Annotated in this window: 22 protein-coding genes; 4 read left to right on the top strand and 18 right to left on the bottom strand. The window is 66.9% G+C overall.

Annotated features, from left to right (window positions below):
• Positions 1–99: 99 nt before the first annotated feature.
• On the top strand, positions 100–858 hold the full coding sequence (locus Pla123a_RS01980; RefSeq protein ID WP_146583847.1) for an MBL fold metallo-hydrolase: 759 nt from the start codon (positions 100–102) through the stop codon (positions 856–858).
• 250 nt (positions 859–1,108) lie between these two features.
• Positions 1,109–1,672, top strand: a complete 564-nt coding sequence (locus tag Pla123a_RS01975) for a helix-turn-helix domain-containing protein (RefSeq protein WP_197527593.1) — start codon at positions 1,109–1,111, stop codon at positions 1,670–1,672.
• A gap of 140 nt (positions 1,673–1,812) precedes the next feature.
• Here Pla123a_RS01975 and Pla123a_RS01970 read toward each other — a convergent pair whose 3' ends face one another.
• The 15 genes from Pla123a_RS01970 to Pla123a_RS01900 all read right to left on the bottom strand — a co-directional run bounded on the left by Pla123a_RS01970 (position 1,813) and on the right by Pla123a_RS01900 (position 15,724).
• Positions 1,813–2,460: a hypothetical protein gene (locus Pla123a_RS01970; RefSeq protein ID WP_146583845.1), complete on the bottom strand. Its 648-nt coding sequence runs from the start codon at positions 2,458–2,460 to the stop codon at positions 1,813–1,815.
• A complete protein-coding gene (locus Pla123a_RS01965; RefSeq protein WP_146583844.1) occupies positions 2,460–2,678 on the bottom strand; it encodes a hypothetical protein in 219 nt (72 codons plus the stop codon). Before Pla123a_RS01965 ends, Pla123a_RS01970 begins: the two co-directional genes overlap by 1 nt.
• 396 nt (positions 2,679–3,074) lie before the next feature.
• Complete coding sequence (locus Pla123a_RS01960) at positions 3,075–4,229, bottom strand: phage major capsid protein (RefSeq protein WP_146583843.1); 1,155 nt, start codon at positions 4,227–4,229, stop codon at positions 3,075–3,077.
• Positions 4,230–4,409: 180 nt separating this feature from the next.
• Entirely contained in the window at positions 4,410–4,883 is a 474-nt protein-coding gene (locus Pla123a_RS01955; protein ID WP_146583842.1) for a capsid cement protein, read from the bottom strand.
• Between the two features lie 91 nt (positions 4,884–4,974).
• On the bottom strand, positions 4,975–5,862 hold the full coding sequence (locus Pla123a_RS01950; protein WP_146583841.1) for a hypothetical protein: 888 nt from the start codon (positions 5,860–5,862) through the stop codon (positions 4,975–4,977).
• Positions 5,863–6,113: 251 nt separating this feature from the next.
• Positions 6,114–6,302 carry a hypothetical protein gene (locus Pla123a_RS01945; RefSeq protein ID WP_146583840.1) on the bottom strand — a complete coding sequence of 63 codons (189 nt, stop codon included), beginning with the start codon at positions 6,300–6,302 and terminating at the stop codon, positions 6,114–6,116.
• A 424-nt stretch (positions 6,303–6,726) separates the two neighbouring features.
• Positions 6,727–8,106, bottom strand: a complete 1,380-nt coding sequence (locus Pla123a_RS01940) for a phage portal protein (protein ID WP_146583839.1) — start codon at positions 8,104–8,106, stop codon at positions 6,727–6,729.
• 289 nt (positions 8,107–8,395) lie between these two features.
• Positions 8,396–9,973, bottom strand: a complete 1,578-nt coding sequence (locus Pla123a_RS01935) for a hypothetical protein (RefSeq protein WP_146583838.1) — start codon at positions 9,971–9,973, stop codon at positions 8,396–8,398.
• The gene (locus Pla123a_RS01930; RefSeq protein WP_146583837.1) at positions 9,970–10,413 is read right to left on the bottom strand and encodes a hypothetical protein; all 444 of its coding nucleotides are present in this window, start codon (positions 10,411–10,413) and stop codon (positions 9,970–9,972) included. Before Pla123a_RS01930 ends, Pla123a_RS01935 begins: the two co-directional genes overlap by 4 nt.
• A 16-nt stretch (positions 10,414–10,429) precedes the next feature.
• Positions 10,430–11,662, bottom strand: a complete 1,233-nt coding sequence (locus tag Pla123a_RS01925) for a GNAT family N-acetyltransferase (RefSeq protein WP_146583836.1) — start codon at positions 11,660–11,662, stop codon at positions 10,430–10,432.
• Positions 11,641–12,198, bottom strand: a complete 558-nt coding sequence (locus Pla123a_RS01920) for a hypothetical protein (RefSeq protein WP_146583835.1) — start codon at positions 12,196–12,198, stop codon at positions 11,641–11,643. The genes Pla123a_RS01925 and Pla123a_RS01920 overlap by 22 nt, the downstream gene beginning before the upstream one ends.
• Positions 12,195–12,431 carry a hypothetical protein gene (locus Pla123a_RS01915; protein WP_146583834.1) on the bottom strand — a complete coding sequence of 79 codons (237 nt, stop codon included), beginning with the start codon at positions 12,429–12,431 and terminating at the stop codon, positions 12,195–12,197. Before Pla123a_RS01915 ends, Pla123a_RS01920 begins: the two co-directional genes overlap by 4 nt.
• Positions 12,432–12,719: 288 nt before the next feature.
• The gene (locus Pla123a_RS01910) at positions 12,720–13,553 is read right to left on the bottom strand and encodes a hypothetical protein (RefSeq protein WP_146583833.1); all 834 of its coding nucleotides are present in this window, start codon (positions 13,551–13,553) and stop codon (positions 12,720–12,722) included.
• A 411-nt stretch (positions 13,554–13,964) separates the two neighbouring features.
• Positions 13,965–15,137 (bottom strand): S1 family peptidase, encoded by a 1,173-nt coding sequence (locus tag Pla123a_RS01905; RefSeq protein ID WP_146583832.1) that lies wholly within the window; start codon positions 15,135–15,137, stop codon positions 13,965–13,967.
• Positions 15,134–15,724: a hypothetical protein gene (locus tag Pla123a_RS01900; RefSeq protein WP_146583831.1), complete on the bottom strand. Its 591-nt coding sequence runs from the start codon at positions 15,722–15,724 to the stop codon at positions 15,134–15,136. The genes Pla123a_RS01905 and Pla123a_RS01900 overlap by 4 nt, the downstream gene beginning before the upstream one ends.
• Before the next feature lie 431 nt (positions 15,725–16,155).
• On the opposite strand from Pla123a_RS01900, the gene Pla123a_RS01895 reads away from it, so the two are divergent.
• Together Pla123a_RS01895 and Pla123a_RS01890 are read left to right on the top strand one after the other, a co-directional pair.
• Positions 16,156–17,850, top strand: coding sequence for a tetratricopeptide repeat protein (locus tag Pla123a_RS01895; protein WP_146583830.1), 1,695 nt, complete (start codon positions 16,156–16,158; stop codon positions 17,848–17,850).
• Positions 17,851–17,946: 96 nt separating this feature from the next.
• Positions 17,947–18,381 carry a GNAT family N-acetyltransferase gene (locus tag Pla123a_RS01890; protein WP_146583829.1) on the top strand — a complete coding sequence of 145 codons (435 nt, stop codon included), beginning with the start codon at positions 17,947–17,949 and terminating at the stop codon, positions 18,379–18,381.
• Positions 18,382–18,579: 198 nt separating this feature from the next.
• Here the strand turns inward: Pla123a_RS01890 and Pla123a_RS01885 are convergent, their stop codons facing one another.
• The 3 genes from Pla123a_RS01885 to Pla123a_RS01875 form a co-directional block, all read right to left on the bottom strand.
• A complete protein-coding gene (locus Pla123a_RS01885; RefSeq protein ID WP_146583828.1) occupies positions 18,580–19,314 on the bottom strand; it encodes a hypothetical protein in 735 nt (244 codons plus the stop codon).
• Positions 19,315–19,537: 223 nt separating this feature from the next.
• Positions 19,538–19,861 carry a hypothetical protein gene (locus tag Pla123a_RS01880; protein ID WP_146583827.1) on the bottom strand — a complete coding sequence of 108 codons (324 nt, stop codon included), beginning with the start codon at positions 19,859–19,861 and terminating at the stop codon, positions 19,538–19,540.
• A gap of 220 nt (positions 19,862–20,081) precedes the next feature.
• Complete coding sequence (locus Pla123a_RS01875; protein ID WP_146583826.1) at positions 20,082–22,484, bottom strand: arylsulfatase; 2,403 nt, start codon at positions 22,482–22,484, stop codon at positions 20,082–20,084.
• Positions 22,485–22,521: the final 37 nt, after the last annotated feature.

Raw genomic sequence — 22,521 nt, 5'->3', positions numbered from 1 at the left:
CGGGCACGGAAACCGGCCTTCCGCCGGTCGGCTTCGGTGCCATCACCATGCAACGCTCAATTGAGTGGTTCGTACTACCATCTTAGGTCGCGGTATCAGATGAAAATCACCCTGCTCGGCACCGGCGGCTACTTCCCGAACCGCCGACGCCACACCGCGTGCCTGATGATACCCGAGATCGGCGTCGTGCTCGACGCCGGCACGGCCGCTTATCAGATTCAGCAGCACCTCGAGACCGAGTCGCTCGACATCTTCTTGTCGCACGCGCACCTCGACCACGTGTTCGGCCTCACGTGCCTGCTCAACCTGTTCGACGGCCAGGGCGCCCGGCGCATCCGCGTGCACGGTGAGCCCGAGAAGCTGGAAGTTGTCGAGCAGTGCCTGTTCAACAAGCTGCTGTTCCCGGTCGCCCCGCCCTGCACGTTCACGCCGCTCGCCGACAGCGTCGCGTTGCCGCAGGGTGGCAGGTTGACCTGGTTTCCGCTCGAGCACCCCGGCGGCTCGGTCGGGTACCGACTCGATTGGCCCGCGACCGACACCGAGCCTGCACGGAGCCTGGCTTACGTCACCGACACCATCGCCCGGCCCGACGCGGCGTACCTCGAGCACATCCAGGGCGTCGAACTGCTGGTGCACGAGGCGTACTTCAACGACGACGAGCGGGACTGGGCCGAGCTCACTGGCCACAGCTGCGCGACGGACGTCGCGCAGAACGCCGCCGCCGCCGGCGCCAAGCAACTCGTCATGGTGCACATGAACCCGATGTGCGAATCCGACCAGCCCCTCGACCTAGCAATGGCCCGCGAGGCGTTCGCAGAACTTGTCGTGGCGGAGGATGGGATGGTGGTTGAGTTTTAGACCACGATTGGGTGCCCGGGGCGCTCCGCGGCAGCGGAAGCCCCGGAGCTAGCTAGCCCCGTGCGGCACGCGTCGGGGGCTTCCCTTACGGGAGCGCCCCCGGCACCCACGCTCTCATGACGACTCCGATCAACCGCGGGCCAATCAGCCCCAGATTTGACGGCCGCCCAGCCTGAGTGTACCTTTGTATATCGCCCGCACACCCAGCTCCCTCAACCCGGCGGGCCGTTCCCCAGCCAGCATGCCTGCCGTGAGCCCGCTTGCCAACTCTCCGCTGAACCCCACTGCGTTGGTCGCGCACAACCTGCGGCGGCTGATGGCGCGTGACGGGCTGACGTACGAGGACGTGGTGGCGGCGTCGGGGCTCGACGGGCGGACCATCCGCGGCATCGCACAGGGTCACAAGCAGCCGCACGCCAAGACCGTGCAGCGGCTGGCCGAGTCGCTCGGCGTCGAGACCGAAGAGCTGTTCGCCGCGCCGAGCGGGATGACCGCCGAGGCGTTCGACCTGGCGACCAACCCGCTGGTCGCCGAGCAGGCGGCCGCCTACCCCGAGCTGTTCGCGGGCTGGACGCCGGCCGACTACGCCGAGCTCGCCAGCCGGTTCGGCGTCGGCGGCGCGCTGACCGCCGAGGGCGTTCGCTTGGAGGCCCAGCGGCTCAACGCCAACCGCGAGCTGATGGACTGCGCCCGCGTCGTGCTCGAGTCCGACCAGGCCGAGGTGCTGGCGGCGCTGATCGAGGTGCTCTACGCCCGCGTGACCGACATCGATCGCCAGGTCAACAACATCGAGCCGCTTCCCAAACGACGTTAGTGCGGCGATCTTCCGCTCGGTGATCTTGAAATGGGGGCAGGCACGACGCGTCACGACAACCCTGATTTCCACCCCACTCCGCGCGTCGAGCCGGTCCTCGTTTTTCGGCTCACGCCCGAGCGGAGTAGCGTCACAAAGGGCTAACTCGCGGCAACCGTCTGGGTCACCTCCAGCACCGGCAGCTTGTCGATGCGGCCGTCGTCGAGGACGCGGTCGACGCGGTACTCGGCCCCGTCGGCCGCGACGACGCGCTCGCACAGCTCGAGGTCGTCGACCGCCTCGCACGAAACCGTGAACGTGCTGGCCGACACGGTCGGGTCGCCGCTGTAGTCGTGCTCGACAACCGCCGGCTGGATGTGGGCCGGCACGTCGGCGGCGATCGTGGTCCAGCCGGTGATCTCGGGCCCGGAGCCAAGGTCCTCCCAGACCGGGCTCTCGAGGTCCACCAGCACGCTGGTCGCATCGCTGATGGTGACGTCGCGGGCCGTGCAGCGGTACCGCACGCCCGGCCCACGCTGCTCGACCCGCAGCACGACGCAGCTGCCGCTCGCGCCGTGCTCGATCTCATCGCCGACGTCGATCGACGCGGCGCCGTCTGGCCACGGAAGGTCCCACACCAGGTCTTCGATCAGCACCCCGCCGCCCGACGAGTCTTCTTCGCCCACCGCGCGACTCACCAGCCGAGCCGCGGCCACGACAACCGACCCGCCCGCTTCACGCTGCACGGTGACCGACTGCAGGCCATCGATCACGCTCGCAAAATCAGCTTCTGCATTCAGTACGGTCATCAGCGACAGACTCCTTGGCTACGGATTTCAAACACCTCGCACTCGAACAGCTTCTTGTCGCACCAGTCGACCGACCGCTCGAGCGACTCGACGTACTCCTGCCAGTGCACCCGCTGGCCGTCGAGCCAGTAGGTCGGCTTGGGGTTCAATCGGATCTCCTCAATCAGGTCCAGCGTCTGCTGACGGATGGTTTGGAGTTGGGTCGCGTCGGTTGGCATGAGTCGGGCTCCTTAAAAATCCCCTCCCCCAATGGGGGAGGAAGGGATTAGCTCCCCTCCCCTTGATGGGGAGGGGCTGGGGGGTGGGGTGAGGATCAGCGAGCAAACGTCATCGAAGGCGGAAGGTGCGATTCAACGCGGCATTGCCAATCGCAGCAAGCCGCGCAGCGGCGCGAACTCATCTCCCTCCCCCAAGGGGGAGGGCCAATTCTGGCTTTATGGGGGAGGGGGTCGGGTCGTGTAGCGCGATGTCCCATTCCTGACGAGTGCCGTAAAAAGCATCGAGTACAGGAGCACGTTCTCGTCCTGAACGTTTAGCCCCCTCCCCTAACCCCTCCCCCTTCAGGGGAGGGGGATTCCGTAGGGCAAACTACTCGGCCGCGTTCAACGCTCGACCTAGCCCGTACACTTCACGACGTACCGCGGGTTGAGCACCGCGGCGGCGCCGCGTTCGCTCGCCTTGAAGCGGAGCATGATGTCGTTGGTGAACTCGGCCTCGCTGCCGACCGGCGCCTGGGTGACCGTGATCGGCCAGTTCTCCATGTAGGCGAACGCGCGGCGTAGGTCGCCCAGGAACCACCACTTCTTGGCGTCGGCTGCCGCCTCGCCCGCAGCAATGACCCGTCGGTAGGCCAGCCGGCTCTCCTTCACCGTGTAGTTGCCCAGCGGGTTGGCCGCGCTGGTGGTCGTGCCGCTGCCGGAGCCGGTGTAGGCGATCTCCGACGCGTTGAACACGCGGTGCGCCGCGTGCCGGTAGGCCGGCATCACCAGCACGTGCGTCGCGCCCAGCAGCACCGGCTCGCCGGTCGCCGGGTCGAGCATGTCCGCCAGCAGCTGCTCGGCCGCGTCGACGTTGGTCCAGTCGTCCAGCGCGTTGCCCGTCAGCTCGTTGACCCACGGCGTGCTCGCCTGGTACGTGTCGTACGCGACGCCGTTGTGCTTGTAGTTGTTGGTGACGCCCACGAGCAGGTCGAGCAGCCGCTTCTCCTTGTTCAGTCCGAGGATCTCGCCCACCTCGGCCGCCCGGGAGAGCACCAGGTTGGTGCGGTCGAAGAAGACCGCCTCGCGGGTCACCGGCACGATGAATCCACGCTTGGAGGTCGAGGGCGTTTCGATGTAGTCCTCGCCGAAGCCGAGGCTCGGGAACGGCATGCCGGGCTCGACCTGGTCGATCGAGTCGGCGACGCGGGTCGCGCCGGGGATCTTCTCGCCGTCGAGCCGCGTCGGAATGGTGTCGACCAGCTTGGAGAGGACGAACGCCTCCTGCTGGTAGGCGGCCAGCACCTTCGACCGCACCACCTGGCCCGCGACATTCTGGAAGGCGGTCACGTCGACGCCGTCGCCGGCTTCTCGCAGGCTGACCGAGTCGGCCCGCGGGTCGAGCGTCCGGACCCACTCGCGCCCGTCGGGCACGAGCGCCTCGGCCAGGTCCCGCAGGCTGAAGTCCTCGGGGCGGAGCTGCTGCTCCTCGAGCGCGGTGGTGAGGTGCTCGACCGTCTGCTGCGGGCCGTCGAGGTCGTAGCGGCGTTTGAGTTCGCGATAGTTCAGCATAGGTTTGTTTCCTGATAGAAATGAAAGATGTCCATCCCCTCCCCCTCGTGGGGAGGGTTAGGGTGGGGGGAGAAGTTCGGACGTGGTTTGCCCAAACAAGCACTCAAGGCTGACCTGCCTCGCGGGTCCTCACCCCTCCCCTAGCCCCTCCCCATCAAGAGGAGGGGGATTTGTTGTGAACTACGCCACGGCCTGCACGCCGCCGCGCATCAGGCTGCTGACGACGTCGACCAGCACGCGGGTGGCGGCGTCGGGCGCGCGGGCGGCGCAGCGGCCGACCGAAGCGCCGATGCCGGCCACGGCCTTGACCTTCTGGTTCTCGAGGGCGTCGCCGGCGGCGTTCTCGATCGGGCCGATCAGGTCGCCGACCTCGAAGGTCGCCGCGTCGCACGGGAAATCGAACACGCCGGTCGTCGCGACGCGGATCGGCTGGGTGTCGCCCGCGGCGCTGTGCTGCATCGCCACGCCGGCAAACTCGGCGTGCAGCGTCTGCTGGTTGAGCGACTCGGTCCCCTGGTCGAGCTGGTCGCCAGCCGGACGGGCGTCGTCGGTGGCGAGATACACCAGGTCGCCAATCTCGATGACGGTCGCCGAGTCGACCGCCAGCACCACGGGGTTGGTTGCGCCGTAGCGCCATCGCATTGTGTTCGCCATAGAAGGGGCTCCTCTCGTAGAAGACAAAACAGGGGTCATTGCTAAGCGCCGCGGCTCCTCCGCGTTTGCCGCCGGCTCGGAGAACCAGCGGCTACTTGGAACGCGTGATCGCCCGGACAAAGTCGCCGGTGCTGACCGGCTCGGGCGCCGACTCGCCGAGCAGCGGCTGCTCTCGCGACAGCGTCATCGGGCCGAAGCTCTCCCGGGTCGCCTCGTCGAGCAGCCGGGCCCGGTCGACCACAAGCTGCTCTAGTGCGGCAGGGTCGCGGGTCGCGTGCAGCGCGGCGATAAAGGCCTCGCTGACAGCGGCGCCGCCACTGACGCCTTCTTTGCCGGCGCCGGTAGACGGCCGCAGGCCGTGCTCGGCCAGCAGCCGGTAGACCCGCGCGGAGTGCTCGGCCCGCTCGACCGCTTGTGTTAGCTCGGCGACCTGCTGCTCGAGTTCGGCGTTCGTGTCACCCGGAGCGGCTGGCGACTGGTGCTCGAACAAGCCCGCGGTGGACGCCGGGTCGGCCACCAGGTCGACGCTCTGCACGTGCTCGATCGACTCGACCACTGTGCGGCCGTCGTGCCGCGATGTGCGGGCGAGCACGTTGTGCGACAGCCCGACGTTGTGCGGCGCGTGCTCGGCGTCCCAGGCGAGCTGCTCGGCCAACGGGTGCTTCGGATTGAAGTGCAACGAGCCGAACAGGCCCTCGCCGGTCCGCAGTTCCACCCCGCGGATCACGCCCAGGCGGTCGCGGTAGTCCCGCGGCGCGAGCGGGTCGCCCGCAGGGTGGTTGACGTTCACGCGGGCTCCCTCGTACAGCGTCATCGCGCGGCGGAGGGCGTCCTCGCGGTACTCCCGCTGGTTGCGGCTCTGCAGCCCCAGCAGCTTGACGCCCCGCAGCACGCTCGCCGCGCGGTCGAGCCGCAGCGGCTGGTCGCGCGAGTCGACGAACTCCTGCAGCGGGTTGGGGTGGGAAGAAGTCTCGGGCATTGGGTTCCTCGCTCGGGGCACAAAAAAAGCCCACCGAGGCGCCGCGTGGGCGCCAGGGTGGGCTCGAAGGGGATGCCTGAGTTGGGTCAGGCTCGTTCGATACCGTTAAGTAATCCCCTCCCCCTTTGGGGGAGGTTTAGGGAGGGGGTGCGTTGGCTACATGGCCGATCTCTGCTTTAGGACCAAAGGGTCATGCTCACTAGCAGGGCGCCCCCACCCCGGCCCTCCCCCAGAGGGGGAGGGAGTGGGAGTTAAACCTTGATCTGCTTTTCAGTCATCACCTTCACCTGCTGCACGTGTCCGTCCTGCAGGTGAACCGTCAGGGTCGCCACGCCGAAGTACCCCGGCCGGGCGATTTTGCTCAACACCTCGGTCAGCACCACCTGGGCCTGACCGATTTTTTCCGCCCGCGATCGTGTTGTCATTTGGGTGGTTCTCATGCTCTCTATTCTCTGCATCGCGCGGCTCTTTTCTACAAAGAAGTAGGCGTTTCTACATCTTGTGGAGGCCTTGCTTGAGGGTACAAGAACGACCCAAAATAGCCGGCGAGCTACGCCTCGCCGGGGCCCCGGGTTTGGGTTTGCAAGTGGAGCTTCTCTCGAAGTGAATGAGTGAATCCAAGTGACTGCTGCATCAGAGCAAGCCGCGAAGCGGCGAGCTTCTATCTCCCTCCCCGGAAGGGGGAGGGACCAAGGGAGGGGGTCGGGTCGCAAATCGCGATGTCTCATTCCTGACGAGGGCGTAAGGACACCGGCTGGTACAGGAACGCGTCCACGTTCTGAACGTTCAGCCCCCTCCCCTAGCCCCTCCCCCTTTAGGGGAGGAGGACTACGGCCGCCGCCGCCGCTGCTGCGCAGCGACTAGCTATTGCTCCCCTCGATGCTCGTGCATCTTTAGGTTCATCTGCTCCTGGTCGTAGTCCAACCCCAGCCGTTGGCTCCAAGTCTGGGGCGAAAGCACGCCGGCCGCGTGGGCGATCTTGTTCACCTGGGCTTCCTTCAGCGGGTCACGCACGTGCAGCGACGGCGGGGTGATCTGGATCTCGATCTGCTGCCGGACATCACGGGGCAGCCGCCCTGCCCTGGCGGCGTTGTCGATCACCCGCCACATCACCTCGCAGTCGTCCTGCATCAGGTTGGCCTGCAGCCGTTCGAACATCCGCACCGCCGGGCCCTCGGCGACCATCGTCGACGCGTAGCTGCCGTTCGACGCGTCGCTCGTGAACATGAACTCCGGCATCACCAGCCGCGCGGCGATCGCCCGCAGCTCCGCCTGCAGCACCGCCACGAAGCGTGACGCGTCGATGCCGGTGGCGGGGAACTCGTACTCCAGCCCGGCGGGCGCGTCGAGGATCGCGCCGGGGCCGTACTGCGTGATCCGCTCGGTGCGGCCGCCGGCGTCGGTCCGCGTGCTGGACGCGGCCTGGTCGGCAAACTGCTCGACGCCGGTCCGCGTGCCGGTGCGGTGCCGGCGGATCAGGGCGATGGCCGACTGCACCTCGGCCACCGCGCTCATGTTCCGCAGCAGCCGCTCGGCCCGGCGGAGGTTGCTCCGCACGCCGGCGTACAGCGGCAGGCCGCGCCGCACATTCGCGTCGACGTTCGCCTTGCGGTGCTGCACCTCGCCGCCCGGCACGAAGCGGCCGTCGACGTAGTAGCCCTGCACGCGTTCGACGTCGCCCGGCTCGGTCACGACGCCAAACCTCGCCCGCGGGTCGTGCCGGGCCCGCTCTGGCGCGGCGACCTGGTCGGGCTCGATCACCCGCACCCGGGTCACGCCGCCGGCGGTGAAGAACCGCAGGAAGGCCTCGCCGTCGCGGTCGAGGCGGCGGACCACCTCCTGCTGGCGGCTGTGCCAGCGGTTCTCGTGCTGGAACTCGTCGAGCACCGCCTGCACCCGGCCCGCCAAGGCGTCGGGCGCGTGGCGGCCCTTCCGCGGCGTCGCCAGGTAGACGTGCCCCGCGCCGACGATGTAATTGACGCGGTTCTCGTGGCCGTTGATCGCGAACTCGTTGTGCACCGCCAGCCGCCGGCACTCGTCCCGCAGGCGGGCCAGGCCGTGCTCGTCGAGCGGCGTGTCGACACGCTGCCCACCGCCGCCGCTAGCGACCAGCGGCGCCCACCACTCGCCGTCCTCGCCGGCGTACGCGTCGCGGGGATCGACAAAGTCGTGCCACAGGTCGCCGCAGGCTTCCGAGAGCCGGCTGCGGAGTTGGTTGAGGGTGGTGTTGATGTCGTTGGGCATTGAGCAACTCCTAGTCGACGATGGGAAATAGCCGGCGAGCTACGCCTCGCCGGGGAACGCAGGAGCAGGGATTGCGAATGTGTCCTCCCTCCCCGGCAGGGGGAGGGATTGAGGGAGGGGGTTGGCCTCACCACAGCGGACCGCCTACGCGCCAAGCGATTGCTTTTGGCACAGGACTACGGCCCCTAACGGACAACTCAGCCCCCTCCCCTAACCCCTCCCCCTACAGGGGAGGGGGATTTTGCGCCGCGTCGCGGCGGTAATTCATACAGGCTCTGAAGTCGCCCCATTACCCGCTCTGCCAGATTTCCTCTGCTAACCGCACGGCCATCTCGAGGGCGTCGGGGCCGTCGTCGTGGCTGGCGAGGGGGAAGTCCTGCAGCTGCTCGACCAGCAGCCGGGCGCCGGGGGAGCCGCGGCGGAAACGCAAGCGGCGCTGCGACAGGTACGGGCCGAGCCGGCGGATCCGCATCGCCTTACTGGTGTGGTTGTGGATCTCGGCGATCGCCTGGCCCAAGAGGCCGCGGCGGGCGCGTTCGCTCTGGAACTCGGCCGCCAGGAGCTGCTGCCACTGGTTGGCCTCAACGCCGAACGACCGCGGGCGGAACGACTCGAGCAGCCCCACACCATCGGCCACCATCTGCGCGGTCGGCCGTCGCGCGAGGTCGGCGTCGATGTACAGCACACCGCCGGGGCCGACGCCGAGCAGCACATAAGCCGAGTAGTCGCCGTGCCGGGCGTCGCCGCCCTTGCTCGGGTCGAGCGCCATCACCCGCAGCCGCAGGCCGTCGGGCCAGTCGTCGAACCAGGCGTGCTCGCCAAAGTACTCGGCGGGCCACTCGCACCGCTCGGGGTCGATCGGGCAGCCCTGCTTCTCGCGCTCGAACGCCGTGACGCCCCCCTCGACCCGCTGCCGCATCAGCGCGAGCAGGTCCTCCGACTCGGGCCACAGCACCCGCACGCCGGCGTGCATCGCGTCGCGGTTCGCTTCGTAGTACACGGCGGCCTGCTGAGCGGCGTCCTCGTCGGGCAGGCAGTAGAGCCGCTCCCACTCGGCCCAGAGATTTTGTTCGGTGGGCCATTCCTCGATCGACGCAAACACCCGCGACGCCCAGCCGGGAGTCTGGTGCAGCCGCGGGGCGAGTGCGTCGCGGTGCAGCGAGGTGGCCAGGTTGATGACGTTTGTGCCCGCGGCCCCCGCCTTGAGCAGCGTGCCGAAGAACCACTGCCGGCTGACGTCGCGGGCCGCGGCGGAGGCGATGTGGCGGTCGTCCTCTAGGTCGTCGCAGACAATCAGGCTTGGCCGCGCGGCGCCCATCCGGCGGCCCCGCAGGCGCTGGCCGACGCCGAACGCCTCGATCACGACATCGTTCCCCAGCCGCACTGACGACGCTCGCCACCATTTGGCAGGCCCGGTCGCCGCCGGGTAGGCCGCCGCCAGCCGCCGGTTGTCGGTCAGCTCGTGCTTGAGGTTCGCCAGGTGGTTGTGGGCCTGGCTGTGCGTGGCCGACACGATCCAGATGTACTTCTCGCGCCCCGTGACCGCCGCCCGCAGCACCGCCGCCAGCGTGCCGACCGTGCTCTTTGCGCCGCCGCGGGGGCCGATTAGGTTGACCTTCGCGCCGCGGCTGGCCTGCATCGCGTCGGCGTGCTCGGCCAGCCAACGGTGCATGGCCGATGGCGGCTTGGAAAAATGCAGCGGCAGGTACCGCTGCCCCCACGCCAGCAGGTCGAGCGACGCGTCGGCGTCTGCCGAACGGACCGCAGCCGCCGAGGCCGCCACCGCTCGCGCGACCTGCTGCAGCGCCCTTGTGACCCGCTGCGAGGTCCAGCCAGGCGGCCGGAAGGATGCTCCGATGGTTGTCATGAACGCCCCTCCTTGATGATGTCGTCCTGCTGCGTGGTGAGTTCGCTGAGCCGCCCGGCGAGCGCGTCACGCTCCTCGGGACGGGCCACCTCGCTCTCGATGGCGGCGATAATCGCCGCGAGCAGCTTGTTCAATTCGGCCCGGCTGAGCGCGTCGGTCGTGCGGCGGAGGTAGCCCTCGGGCGCGGCGTTCTCGAGCCACCAGATAGCGGCGCGGTAGTTCTTCTCGTCCCGGATCGCCTGTTGCACACACCGCATGTGGGCGAGTTCGACGGTCGCCTCAGCACGGCATAGCCGCACCGCGAACTCGGGATCGGCTTCCGTGACCTCGGCAATCTCGGCCACGGTGCGGCCGACGAACCGCGCGGCGGTCTCGCGGCGGCAGCCGACCGCGGCTAGGTTGCAGAGGTCTTGCTTCTGTTGTTCGGTTAGTTCTGGCATTTGTGTGCGATGTCGTTCAGTCCCACGGCTGGCGCCGTGGGCTAGGATTTGGTTGGCTACGCAATTCGGGTTTGGATGGTGAACAGCCCACGGCGCCAGCCGTGGGACCGACGTACTCAAACGACACCACCATCCGGCCGGTGCAGTCGCGGTAGTTGGGGTGCAGGTGCGTGCCGGCGTGGCGTTGGCGATTGCGTTTCACGTTCGAAGTCCGCCAGTAGGGCGACGCCTTGCAATGCTGGATCAATGCCGGGTGGCTGCTGGTGACGCTGATCCGCAGGCCCTCCTCGCGGTGGAGCTGCGCGACCGCCTCGACGACGCGCGAGCCGATACCGATCCCCTGGTAGTCCGGCAGCGTGACGATCCGCGTGAACCGCCGGTGCCCCTTGCGGCCGATCACCGGCAGCGTCGCGCAGAACGCCACCGGCGCTCCATCCCAGGTCGCCAGGTAGCAGCGGGCCTGCGGGGCGAGCGAGCCAGTCAGATAGTGATGCCGCGCAAACAGCCGCCACGCCTCCAGCCGGCAGCGATGGATCTCCAATCGGATGCGCGGTCGTCGAAGACACCCCCGAGCCAGCCGGCAGTCGGCCATGTCGAGCGTCCAGTCCGGCGTCAGCCACGCGGCGACGTCGTAGTGGCAGGTCACGGCGACGAACCGCTTCTGCACTCGCCCGCTGCGGATTGCCTTCGCCACCGCCGCCGAGCAGACCCGCGCCACGTTGCGGTCGACGACGCTCGTAAACTCGTCGAACACGACCAGGGGGATTTCGGATTGGGGATTGCGGATGGCGGATTTGATTGGGGCAGAATCCGATGAATCCACAGTCCCCAATCTGCAATCCGCAATGGCCAATGCCCGGGCCAGGTCGCAGCGGAACTGCTCCCCCCGCGATAGAACTCGATACGGCTTGACCCATGACGGCGGCGAGCTGAACCCGACGGCCGTGAACAGGCCAACCGTCTGGCGGACCGGCAACGGGTCAAAGGCGTCGACCACGGCGCGGTCGGCCGGCCAGTCGGCCGACTTGAATAGCCGCTCGCCGTACGCGTGGCGGGCGACGGTCGTCTTGCCGCTTCCTGACGGGCCGACAATCAGGCCGATCTGCCAGTCGTCTGCCAGGTCGGGAAGTTCGACCGTGAACCGCTCGCTCGCCCGCTCGCCGAGCGGCACGTCGAACAAGCCTGCGGCCTGCTGCACCCGGAACGAGTCGTGCACCGGGCACTCAACTACAGCGTCAACACGCGGCATTTGCGTCCCTCCTCTCGCATGGCTTGGTACACCTCAAACTGTTCGGCCTCGTCACGGCAGTCGACCACTACCTGGTAGGTCTCGGGGATGTCGAGGTCAGGCAGGTTGGCCGGCACGTCGACGCCGGTCGGGTTTGCCTGCGCGGCCAGCCCGTCGAACACCGCCTGCAGCTCGGGGCTCTCGGTCTCGACGCGGCCGAGCAGCTCGTCGAGCGACTCCCGGTCGACGCCGGCCAGCGCGGCGATGGAGTCGTGCGTGGCGAGCAGCTTGGCCGCCTCCAGGTCGTCGAGGTCGACGAGCAATACCGGCACGCTGGCGTCGGGCGTCACCTCGGCCCGCAGGTGCCCATCGATCAGCTGCAGCGATCCGTCGGGCAGCTCGCGGGCGACCAGCGCGGCGGCGTAGCCGAGCTCGCCCAGCACGGCCTGCATCGCCGCCCGTTGCCCCTGGGGGTGGGTCCGCCAGTTGAGCGGGTGCGGCGTGAGGCAGCCCGCCGGCACACGGCGGAGTTCGGTCACGCGGTCGCGTACGTTCATGGTTCGTCCTTTCTCAATAGCAGCCGCACGTCCTGCTGCAGGCGTTTGACCTGCGTGTCGAGGTGCGAGAGCTCGGCGTCGATCCGCGCCTGCCGCGCCCGCACCGCCGCCGCGGCGTCGTGCACCTTGTAGAGCGTCGCGCCGACGAGCATCGCAATGGTCAACGCGAGCGAGCAGAGCCCGCCCCAGTCGGCAGGCGCCAGCCGCACGCGGTCGTGGGTGACTCGGGTCATGGGTGTGAGTTGGTTGGAGTAGCCGGCGAGCTACGCCTCGCCGTCGTTAGTCCCTTCCCCCTCTGGGGGAGCCCGCTTTTCGAAAACACTGTGGGAGGGGGTGAAGTGAGTACACGAGTTGCGAGCGTGTCCCCCCTCCCCTCGATGGGGAGGGGTCGGAGGTGGGGTGAGGAATTACCTAGCGGCACGCCTGTCAGAAAGGCCGTGGACTAGTACAGGAAGGCGTGTATTAACGGACAAACTACCCCCTCCCCTAACCCCTCCCCCTTCAGGGGAGGGGGATTCCCGTTACGGCGCCGGGGGGATGATCGGCGCAGCGGTAGCGCCACTGCCGCCGCTCGTCGCCCCCGGCATCACACCATCGCTCCGCACGCCGCTGTAGAAGTTGGTCAGGTTGGTCGGCCACGGGCCGATGTCGGCGGGGAGCTCGGTGACGGAGATCCCTTCGGCCAGGACCTCGAGGCGGTCTTCGGTGAACACGCGGTCGAGCCGCGGCACGGTGTCGACCATCTCGGTCGAGGTGAAGAACGCGCCGGGGTTGTACGCGGCGAGGTCGGCGTCGGTCAGCGCGAAGCCGTCGGCGATGGCCGCCTCGCGGGTCTTGCCGAACAGCTCGATCGCCATGTTGGTGTAGACCCGCCGCACGTACTGGCCGACCGTGCCGGCGAACGCAGTGGAGATTTCCATCTCCTTGCGGTTCTCGGTGTGCTGCATGGCCTCGGAAAGCGACACCAAGATCAGCCCCGCCCACCGCCGCAGGAACGGGTTGCGGACCTTGAAGTACGGCACCGGGTAGACGCGGAACACCTCGCCGGCGGGCCGGGCGTGGCGGACCTCCATGTTGTCGACGCCCGCGGGCACGGCCCTGCCGGCCAGGATGTTTGCCGCGCGGAGGTACAGCTTGTGCACCCGCTTGCAGGTGTTGATCGACGGCGGGATCCGCAGGTCGGCGTCCTCGTGGTGCATGATGTGGAACAGGTTGCGTCCCACCAGCTCGACCCAGTCGAGCACCTGCGGATTGAGGCTGCCGACGTCGTTCGACCAATTGGGCACCGCGTACCCGGCGTCGCCAAAGACGCCGACGTTGTACCACAGGACCGCATCGGTGTTGGTGATTGGCATGGTTGATTCCTTGTTGGGTGAAGTGCTGTGGGTCGTGCGAAGTAGTTGGCGAGCTCACGGGTCGCAAGCGTGTCCTCCCTCCCCGGCAGGGGGAGGGATTGAGGGAGGGGGTTGGAGGACCACAATCCACGCCTGTGGCTTATCCTTTGGGAGCTCGTACAGGGAAGCCCCAACTACCGGAAAACTCTGCCCCCTCCCCTAACCCCTCCCCCTGCCGGGGAGGGGGATTAGCTGTCACTCCCGTTCATCTGCTGCTTGATCAACGAGTCCAGCGTGGTCAAAACCTCCACCGCCCCGGGGAACTTGCGGGCGACCTGTTCGCTGGCCCATTGGTGCGCGCGAGCGAAGCGGTCGTTCTCGTAGGGGACGTAGTGCGTCTCGCGCCTTACGGCCGGGGGCGGCGGAGGGGTGTCAACGGCGATCGGGCGGCTCTCTTGCTGGCTCCACTCGTACTGCTGCTGGTCGGTCGGGCGTTGCCGGTTTGCGCGGAAACCTGCCGCGGCGCGGACCTCCCTGGCCGCGGCTCTGACTCGATCGCGAGGTGCGGCGCCGCAGCAGCAACTTGGCGGCGAACAACGCCACCCCTGCGGGACCGCCGATGCCGAGCGCCGTCGCCGCTGCGGCGAGCACGCCCGAGAGCAAATCGCCGTGCCCACCCCCCGCGTCAACGGCGGGCGGCGGTGACCGCTCGCCCTGCACGCCGATCCGCTGGAGGTCGGCCAGCGTGGCGTAGCGGTCGAGGTCGCCGCGCTGCACGCAGTCGCCGGCGCACTGGCATTCGCAGCGGCACTCGGGAGGCGGTGCGATCTGGGGCGGGTTGGCGGCGACGCGTGGCTCGTGCGGCGTCGCTTCAATTGGTGGCAGCCGCTCCAGCAGCTCCCTGAGCGGCTCGCCGACCGTCGCGTAGGTCGTCTTCCCGCGGGCGCCCCACACCACGCCGATCACGTGCCCCTCGGCATTGAGCAGCGGCCCGCCGGAGTCGCCCGGCCGCACCGCGCCGTGCATCACGACACTCGGGTAGCGGGCCCCGTTAGGCGTGGACTTGCCGGCCGCGTCGCCGCGCACCGCCCGCAGGCGACCATCGCCTCCCAGGCCGGCGGCGACCAGCGTGCGGTCGTTCTGGTACTCGGCGTGCGCAACCGGCGTGGCGGCCGCGTTCGTCGCCAGCAACGCTACATCGTGCGCCGTGTCGCGGGCGACAATCGAGGCCGGCGTCTCTCCCCCGCCGGCGAATCGCACCGTCATCCGCCCGACGCCGGCGTCAAACAAATGGCTGCAGGTCAGCACGTAGGGCCGGCCGTCGCGGCCGCGGATCAGCGTGCCTGTGCCGAGCTCCACACTGCCGGCGTGGTGGCCATCGTGGTGATTCGTCACGCGGCAGATGGCCGCCGACAGCAGCGGTCCGAGCTGGACCTCGCTCCACTGTATTGGCCGCTGCGGCGGCCGCTGAGCATTAGGTGCGGGGCAGACGCCGCCGGGACACTGCCCGCGGCAGCTCGCCACGATCGCCAACGCGGCGGCCACGGTCAGGGCGACCAGCACGGCCAACTCGAACTCGCGGCGACTGTTGCGTCGTCGGGTCATTGATCGCCTCCACAGAGGGTGAATCGGTACTCGTAGAACGGGCTGCGGGCCAGATCGGCCGGCTCGGTCAGCCGGTCGGCCAAGTGCGGCGTCGGGTCGACCCCGCCCGCAACGCGGTCGGCCATGGCGCACGCCTGGCTGCAGAACGGCGGCCGCTGGTCCGACGCGTCGTCTTTGGCCGCATCGTCCTCGGTTTGGGGCCTGACGAGCGCCCGCACAACGGGCAAGTGCAAGAGCGCCGCCCGCAGCACGGCCGCGTAGCCGTAGTCGCAGCCCGCCAGCCGCCGCATGTAGCGGGCGGCGGCGGCGCGGTCGTACTCGGGCCACCGCCGCCGCGGGTTGGCGGCGAAAACGTCGATGCGGCCGGGGTAGCGCCCCACCTGGCTGGCGAGCGTCACCGCCCGGCCGCCGTGCCACTCGCGGACCTCGACGCAGTACAGGTCGTCGCCCCAGCGGACCGCCTTGGCGGCGTGCGCGTGCTCACCCCGACCCGCAATCGCAATCAGCCCCCGGCGGCGGAACAGCAAGAGGTCGCCATCGTGGATATCGGGCGCGGCCTCGGCCAGTGTTTTCACGACGCGTTTCACGGCGTTCCTTTCGCTCCGTTTTCGGTACGGGCACAAAAAAAGCCCGGCCCGAAGGGCGCCGCATGGTTAGCGACGCTCCCTCGGGCCGGGCTCTGCTGGATACTCTCGGACGGCGACCGCCCTGAGCTCTGCTCGATGCCTCAGTTGTGCGTGTAATCTACCGCGCTGGGTGGCCTACTTTCTACAACGAAATGGAGAAGTTCTTGCGGGCGGCCAGGAACGTCAGGGCTGGGAGGGAACGAGCCGCCAGGACGCCAAGTTCGCCAAGCAGCAGTGCCCCTGCCTCCCCCCCCATGAGACCTGATCCTGTTTCACGTCGTGTTGCGTGAAGGTTACAATTACCCTCGAGTTACTGGTTTCCAACTTGGCGATGGCGCCAGCACGACTGCCTTCAAAGAGCAACACGTTGCCAAACGCGTGAGTTGACGAACATGAGTGAAATGGGCGAGCACGATGCAACCATTGCAGGTTGCGACGAGTCTATTCGCTTAGAACCAAGTGATTGCGTCGCCTACATCGAACGGGGGTCTAGGTGGAGAGAGCTCGGTAAGCACGACAGGGCCATCGCCGACTTCAGTGAAGCCATCGCTCTCGATCCGAATGATTCCGTCGCCTATGTGCACCGCGGCTTCAGTTGGAGCCAGAACGGCGAGCACGACAAGGCCATCGCCGACTACAACAAAGCCATTCAACTCGACCCACAGGACGTGTTCGCGCTCTGCGGTCGCGGGAGGGCCTGGGGGAAGGCTGGTGAGCACGACAAGTCGATCGCCGACTTCACGGCGGCCATCCATCTCGATCCAACCTCTCCCGACTGCTACCAAAACCGCGCCTACGCCTGGTCCATGCAAGGAAAGGACAGCAAGGCAATCGACGACTATTCAGAGGCCATCGCTCTCGACCCGCAAGACGCGTACGCGTTAGGCAGTCGTGGCCGCCTTCGGTCTGAACAAGGTGATCACGACGATGCGATTGATGACCTCACCAATGCCATCCGACTCGACCCCCAGTCCCCCCATACCTACCTAAGCCGCGCGTACTGTTGGGCCGTGAAGGGCGAGCACGACAAGGCGATCGACGACTATTCGGAGGCAATCCACCTCAACCCAGTGGATGCGTACGCGTTTCATAGCCGTGGCCGGATCTGGATGACGAAGGAGGAGTACGACAAGGCGATCGCCGACTTCACCGAGTCCATCCACCTCGCCCCCGGGGACGCCCTTGCGTATAGCGACCGTGGGCGTGCCTGGGCCCGGAAAGGCGAATACACGAAGGCAGTTTCCGATTACACCAAAGCGATCGATCTCGCGCCCGGGGACGCTCTTGTCTACTACGTCCGCGGACGTGCCTGGGCCCGATTAGACGAATACACGAAGGCAGTATCCGACTACTCCGAAGCGATTGGTCTCGAACCGAGGCACTCCTCTGCAAAGTATTTTTTCTATCACCGTGCCAAAGCGTGGACGGAACTTGAAGAATACGACCAGGCGATCGCCGACTGCAGCGAAGCCATCAACCTCGATCCACAATACGCCGATGCCTACTTCAATCGGGCCCTCAATTGGGATCGAAGAGGTGAGCCCGACAAAGCGATTGCGGACTACAGCGAGGCCATTCGCTGCGACCCACAGCACGCCGACGCCTACAACAACCGTGGCAACACGTTTACTAGGCTAGGTGAGTACACCAAGGCAGTCGCTGACTTCACCGAAACGATACGCTTCGACCCCGACGACCCCTCTGCGTACAACAACCGCGGAGTTGCGTGGACGAGAAGTGGCAGCTTCCAAGAGGCGATCGCCGACTACCACGAGTCCATCCGTCTCGACCCAGAAAATTCCACGAGGTACAGAACCCTCGCCTGGATTCTGGCAACTTGTTCCGACGTTCGATTCCGTGATGGAGAACGCGCCGTCCAATTGGCGGAAGAGTCTCGCAAACTCTCAGGTGACATGGGATACGACGACCACTACGTGCTTGCAGCAGCCCACGCGGCGCAAGGCAGCTTCGACGACGCCGTCGAGTGTCAGCGCAAGGCTCTCGACTCGGCGCCCGAGGAAGAGAAAGCTCACATGAAAAAATGTCTGAAACGGTACAAGGCAGGCAAGGCGTACGAGGAGGATTAAAGCCGTGCGGTCTGCTTCACGCTCGCGACGGCGTAAGTCGAAGCCAAACGCTCGGCTTCTGCCCGCTTGGTTGCTCTGCAGAGGACATCGCCCCCGATGCTACAGTTTCGCGAAATTGCCCACAGCTCTGACGACTACCGCCACGCGTGCAGGTTGCGGCAAGAGGTCTTGCGAGCCCCGCTCGGACTCAGCCTCGACGAGGAGGAGCTCGCCCTCGAGGCCAACCAGCTGCACTTCGGGCTCTTCGAGGGCGATGAGCTGCAGGCGTGCGTGGTGGCGAAGCCGATCTCACCGAGCGAGGTTAAGCTCCGGCAGATGGCGGTCGTGCGGCACACGCAGGGGCGGGGCCATGGGCGCAAGCTGATTGAATCGCTCGAGCGAGAGCTCTTCCAACGGGGCTACAGGAACGTGCGGCTCCACGCCCGCGTGCCGGCCGCTGGTTTCTACCGCAAGCTCGGCTATCGGCAGGTTGGCCAGGAGTTTGAGGAAGTCGGCATTGCCCACGTCCTGATGCAGAAGTCATTGCGATAATAGCGGGTTGAAACGCGCTCGCCCGATGCGGTTGCCACGCTGAGACTCGTCACCACCGGCCGCGGCCCGCGAGTCTTTCCGAGTTCGTTGTCGAAGCGAGTCACGCGGTGGGGTCGAATACGCGTACGGGTGCTCTGCAAACGGCGATGTTGGTGGCTAGTAGGCGCGCCAGAGTCGTTTGTTCCGACAGGTTCGCCATCACGGCATCCAAGCCTGCTCTCCGACAAACGGGAATCGGTAAGCAGCCGACATCTTCTTGCCTCCGATCAACACGGCGCCCTTTCGCTTCCGCGCCGCCAAGAACTTCTGGAGATCCGGGAGCAGCTCCGACGGCATGAAGACAAGATAGAGATTCTCGCGGTTGAGGGTTGTGGGGGCGTCGAGGCCTGGCCACGCGGCCGGCCAGACAATTGATTCCTGGGGCGCGTTTCCGTAAGGCCACAGCATCACCTCGATCGACTCTGGGAGCCACGGCTTGCCCTCAGCCTCGCGTTGCTCTTCTATCCGCGTCAGCGCCTGTCGGAGCTCGGCCGGAAGAGTCGCCCACTGTTCGCGGTCTCCCCTAGCAGGCCGCTCTCGCCAATTACCGTAGATGCGGATCTGCTTAGCAGGGGTCCAAACTGTAGTCGTCACCTGGTCAGTGGTCCACGTAAGCTCATAATTGTCCTCGGCGGTGGCGATATCGAAGCCGAGCAGTTTCTCGACCTGGGCCTTGGCGTCCGCCACGGTCCGCCGCGCAAATGGATCGCCCGGAATCGGTTCGGATCGGAGGTAGATGATCGAACCATCGTCGTAGAGTACAAACTTGGCGCTGTCCGACCCCATAACCATGCGCCACGGGTCCCGCTCCTGAATCACCAGCAAAGGGCGCGGCTCCGCCGCAACAACCACCGCGCCCACAAACGCGGCAAACACGCCAAGAAGCCGAATCATTGTGTTGCCTCGTCTATTGAGTACGCGATTGAACCCAGCACGGTTGGTTCGTAGCCGATGAGAGTAGCACAAGTGTTCGCGTCGACTGACAAATCGCTTCGGAACGACGAGGAACTTACTACGCGACGCACCAGCGCAGGCACCAGCGCAGGCACCTAACAGCAGCGGGGCCACTCGAGATCGCAGAACAAGACCGATAGCCAACGCCGTTCGCCGCTTGCACTCACAGCAGTGAGATCAACGCCACGCCGATCGCAGCGAGCCACAACAGCGCGACCAGCGCAAAAGCTATCCAGAGCGAGCCGCTGCGGCTGCGAACCAGATCGCGGCACAGCGCAACCCCGGCCGTCAGTCCCAGCGCGCACCCCACCGGCAGCGCGGCGCCGCCCAGGAGGCCGGTAAAGGCTAGCGCGAAGATCAGGCCGACGGCGGCGGGGAAGGCGATGTAGGCCGCCACGACCAGCTGCTGCCGGTTCCACTCCCGCAGGATCTCGTTGGCCTGCTCCAGCTCCTTCGCGTGCTTGGACACCTGATGGGACGCGTTCATCGCCTGGCCTTTTTGCGTTGGTCGGGTTCGCCCGAAGGGACCGCGCGGCCGGCACTCGTCGCCAAAAGAAAACGACGCCGGCCCGCGCCGTTTGGCGGTGCTTGCCGCTTTGCGTATTCTACCAAGTCGACACCCAGAAGTCCCTCGGCATCATCGCCAACCAAAGGACTGGCGTATCGCCTTTTCGCCGGCAATCGCGGAGGCCGCTGGCAGGGCCTGCCTACCGCGACAGCGCCGCCTTGACCTGCTGCTGGCGGTACTCGTGGAGCTGCTCGTCGGTGAGCTCGTGGTCGGAGATCTTGATGGTCACCTTGTCGATCTCGCCGGTGAACTTGAACGGGACCTGGTAGTCCTCGCTCACGGGCGTGCCGGTGTCCTCGCCGATGTCGAGGGTCTCGTCGAGCGACATGCGGTAGCCGATGGTGCGAGGGAGCTGCTTTGACGCGACCTCGCTGCCGTCCACACTGAGCGTCGCAACGCCCCCCTTTCCGACACCGCCGCCGTCGTAGCGGAAGTCGAGCGTCACGACGTGCTCGCCCGGGCCAAGCGGCTGCGGCGACTCCACGCGGTACCGCTCGACGTCGGCCAGGTTGTAGACGAACACCGGCTTGCTCTCGAGCAGGTACAACCCGAGTCCGCAGAAGCGGCCCCCCTGGGTCATCAGCAGGCCCTCGGCGCCCCCCTCGGGGACCTCGACCACGGCGGTGATGCCAAACGACTTGTTCTTCATGTCGGGCGCCGACCCTTCTGGGATGCGGGTCATGCCGTCGTAGTAGGTGAACTCGTCGCGGCCGCGGGTCAGGCTCGGGCGGTTGGTGACGTCCAGCCGTTCAACCTTGCTGTTGTCCAGCGGCAGGACGTCGTTCTTGACCGCCTCGATGTAGAACAGCCGCTGCAGCCCGCGGAGCTTGTCCGGGTGCTGCGACGCCACGTTGTTCGACTCAGAGAAGTCCTCGCTGATGTTGTACAGCTCCCACTCATACCCCTCGACGATGTCGACCGGGTCGGCGACGCTCACCCACGGCGCGATCGGCGGCTTGGTGCACGCCACCCAGCCGTTGTCGTAGATCGCCCGGTTGGCGAACATCTCGAAGTACTGCGTGGTGCGTTTCGATTCGGCCTTCGGCTCGGTGAACGTGTAGGCCAGGCTGACGCCGTCCATCGGCTCCTGGGTGACGCCGTCGATCGACTCGGGCGCGGGCAGGCCGGCTGCCTCGAGGATCGTGGGCGCGATGTCGATCACGTGGTGGAACTGCGGGCAGACCCGCCCCGCCTCCTTGATCTTGCTGGGCCACGAGATCACCATCCCGTTGCGGGTGCCGCCGAAGTGCGACGCCACCTGCTTGGTCCACTGGAATGGCGAGTCCATGGCGTGGGCCCAGCCGATCGGGTAGTGATTGAAGGCCATCGGCCCGCCGAGCTCGGCCCTCTGCTCGTAAACGGTGTCGAACGGCACCTCGATGTTGTTGAAGAACGTCATCTCGTTGAGCAGGCCCTGAGCGCTGCCCTCGGCGCTGGCGCCGTTGTCGCCCTGGATGTAGATGATCAGCGTGTTGTCGAGCTCGCCCGACTCTTTGATCGCGTCGATGATGCGGCCAAACTGGTGGTCGGCGTGCGCGAGCGCGGCGGCGTAGACCTCCATCATGCGGGCGTAGAGTTCCTTCTCTTTGTCGTTCAGCGAGTCCCAGGCCGCGATCCCCTCCGAACGCTCCGTCAGCCGCGTCCCCTCGGGCACGACGCCTAGCTTCTTCTGGCGGGCGAGGGTCTCGGCCCGGACCTGGTCCCAGCCCTGGTCAAACTTGCCCTTGAACTTGTCGATCCACTCCTTGGGGGCGTGGTGCGGCGCGTGGGCCGTGCCGGTGGCGTAGTAGCAGAAGAACGGCTTGTCGGGCGCGACGGCGTTCTGCATCCGCATCCATGCGATCGCGCGGTTGGCCATGTCGACGTCGAAGTTGTAGTCGGGGTCGTTGGCGGGGGGCTCGATCGGACGGGTGTTCTCCGTCAGCGCGGGCGCCCACTGGTTCGTGTCGCCGCCGACGAAGCCGTAGAAGTACTCAAATCCCAAACCGGTGGGCCACAGGTCGAACGGCCCCGCCTGGCTGGACTGCCAGTCGGGCACGTTGTGGTTCTTGCCGAACCACGACGTGTTGTAGCCGTTGTACTTGAGGATCTGGCCGATCGTGCCGCACGACTTACGGACCAGCGTGTTGTAACCGGGGTAGCCGACGCCGGCCTCCATGATGACTCCGGTCGAGACGCGATGGTGGTTGCGGCCGGTTATCAAGGCCGCCCGGGTCGGCGAGCAGAGCGCGGTCGTGTGGAACTGGTTGTAGCGGAGCCCCGATCGCGCCAGCCGTTCGAAGGTCGGGGTCGGGATCGGCCCGCCGAAGGTGCTGCTCGCCCCGAACCCGACGTCGTCGGTCAGGATGACCAGGACGTTGGGCGCGCCCTTCGGAGCGGCGACCTGGGCGGGGAAGTCTTTGGTCGACTCCGCCGGAGTCAGGCCGATCTTGCCCTTGAACGGCGGCTGCGTGATCGGGAGCGAGGAGCGGTTGAACTCCGCGGCCGGGGCAGCGCTGGCGATCGCCAGCACAACAATTGCACAGAGACATTGGCGGCGCATGGCAGGAACCTCCCGGTTACAGATGCGGACTTCAGAA

It is taken from the genome of Posidoniimonas polymericola (genome assembly GCF_007859935.1).
Taxonomy (GTDB): Bacteria; Planctomycetota; Planctomycetia; order Pirellulales; family Lacipirellulaceae; genus Posidoniimonas; species Posidoniimonas polymericola.
The sequence above is the reverse complement of the archived record's forward strand: the minus strand, read 5'-3'. Positions and strand labels throughout refer to the sequence as shown.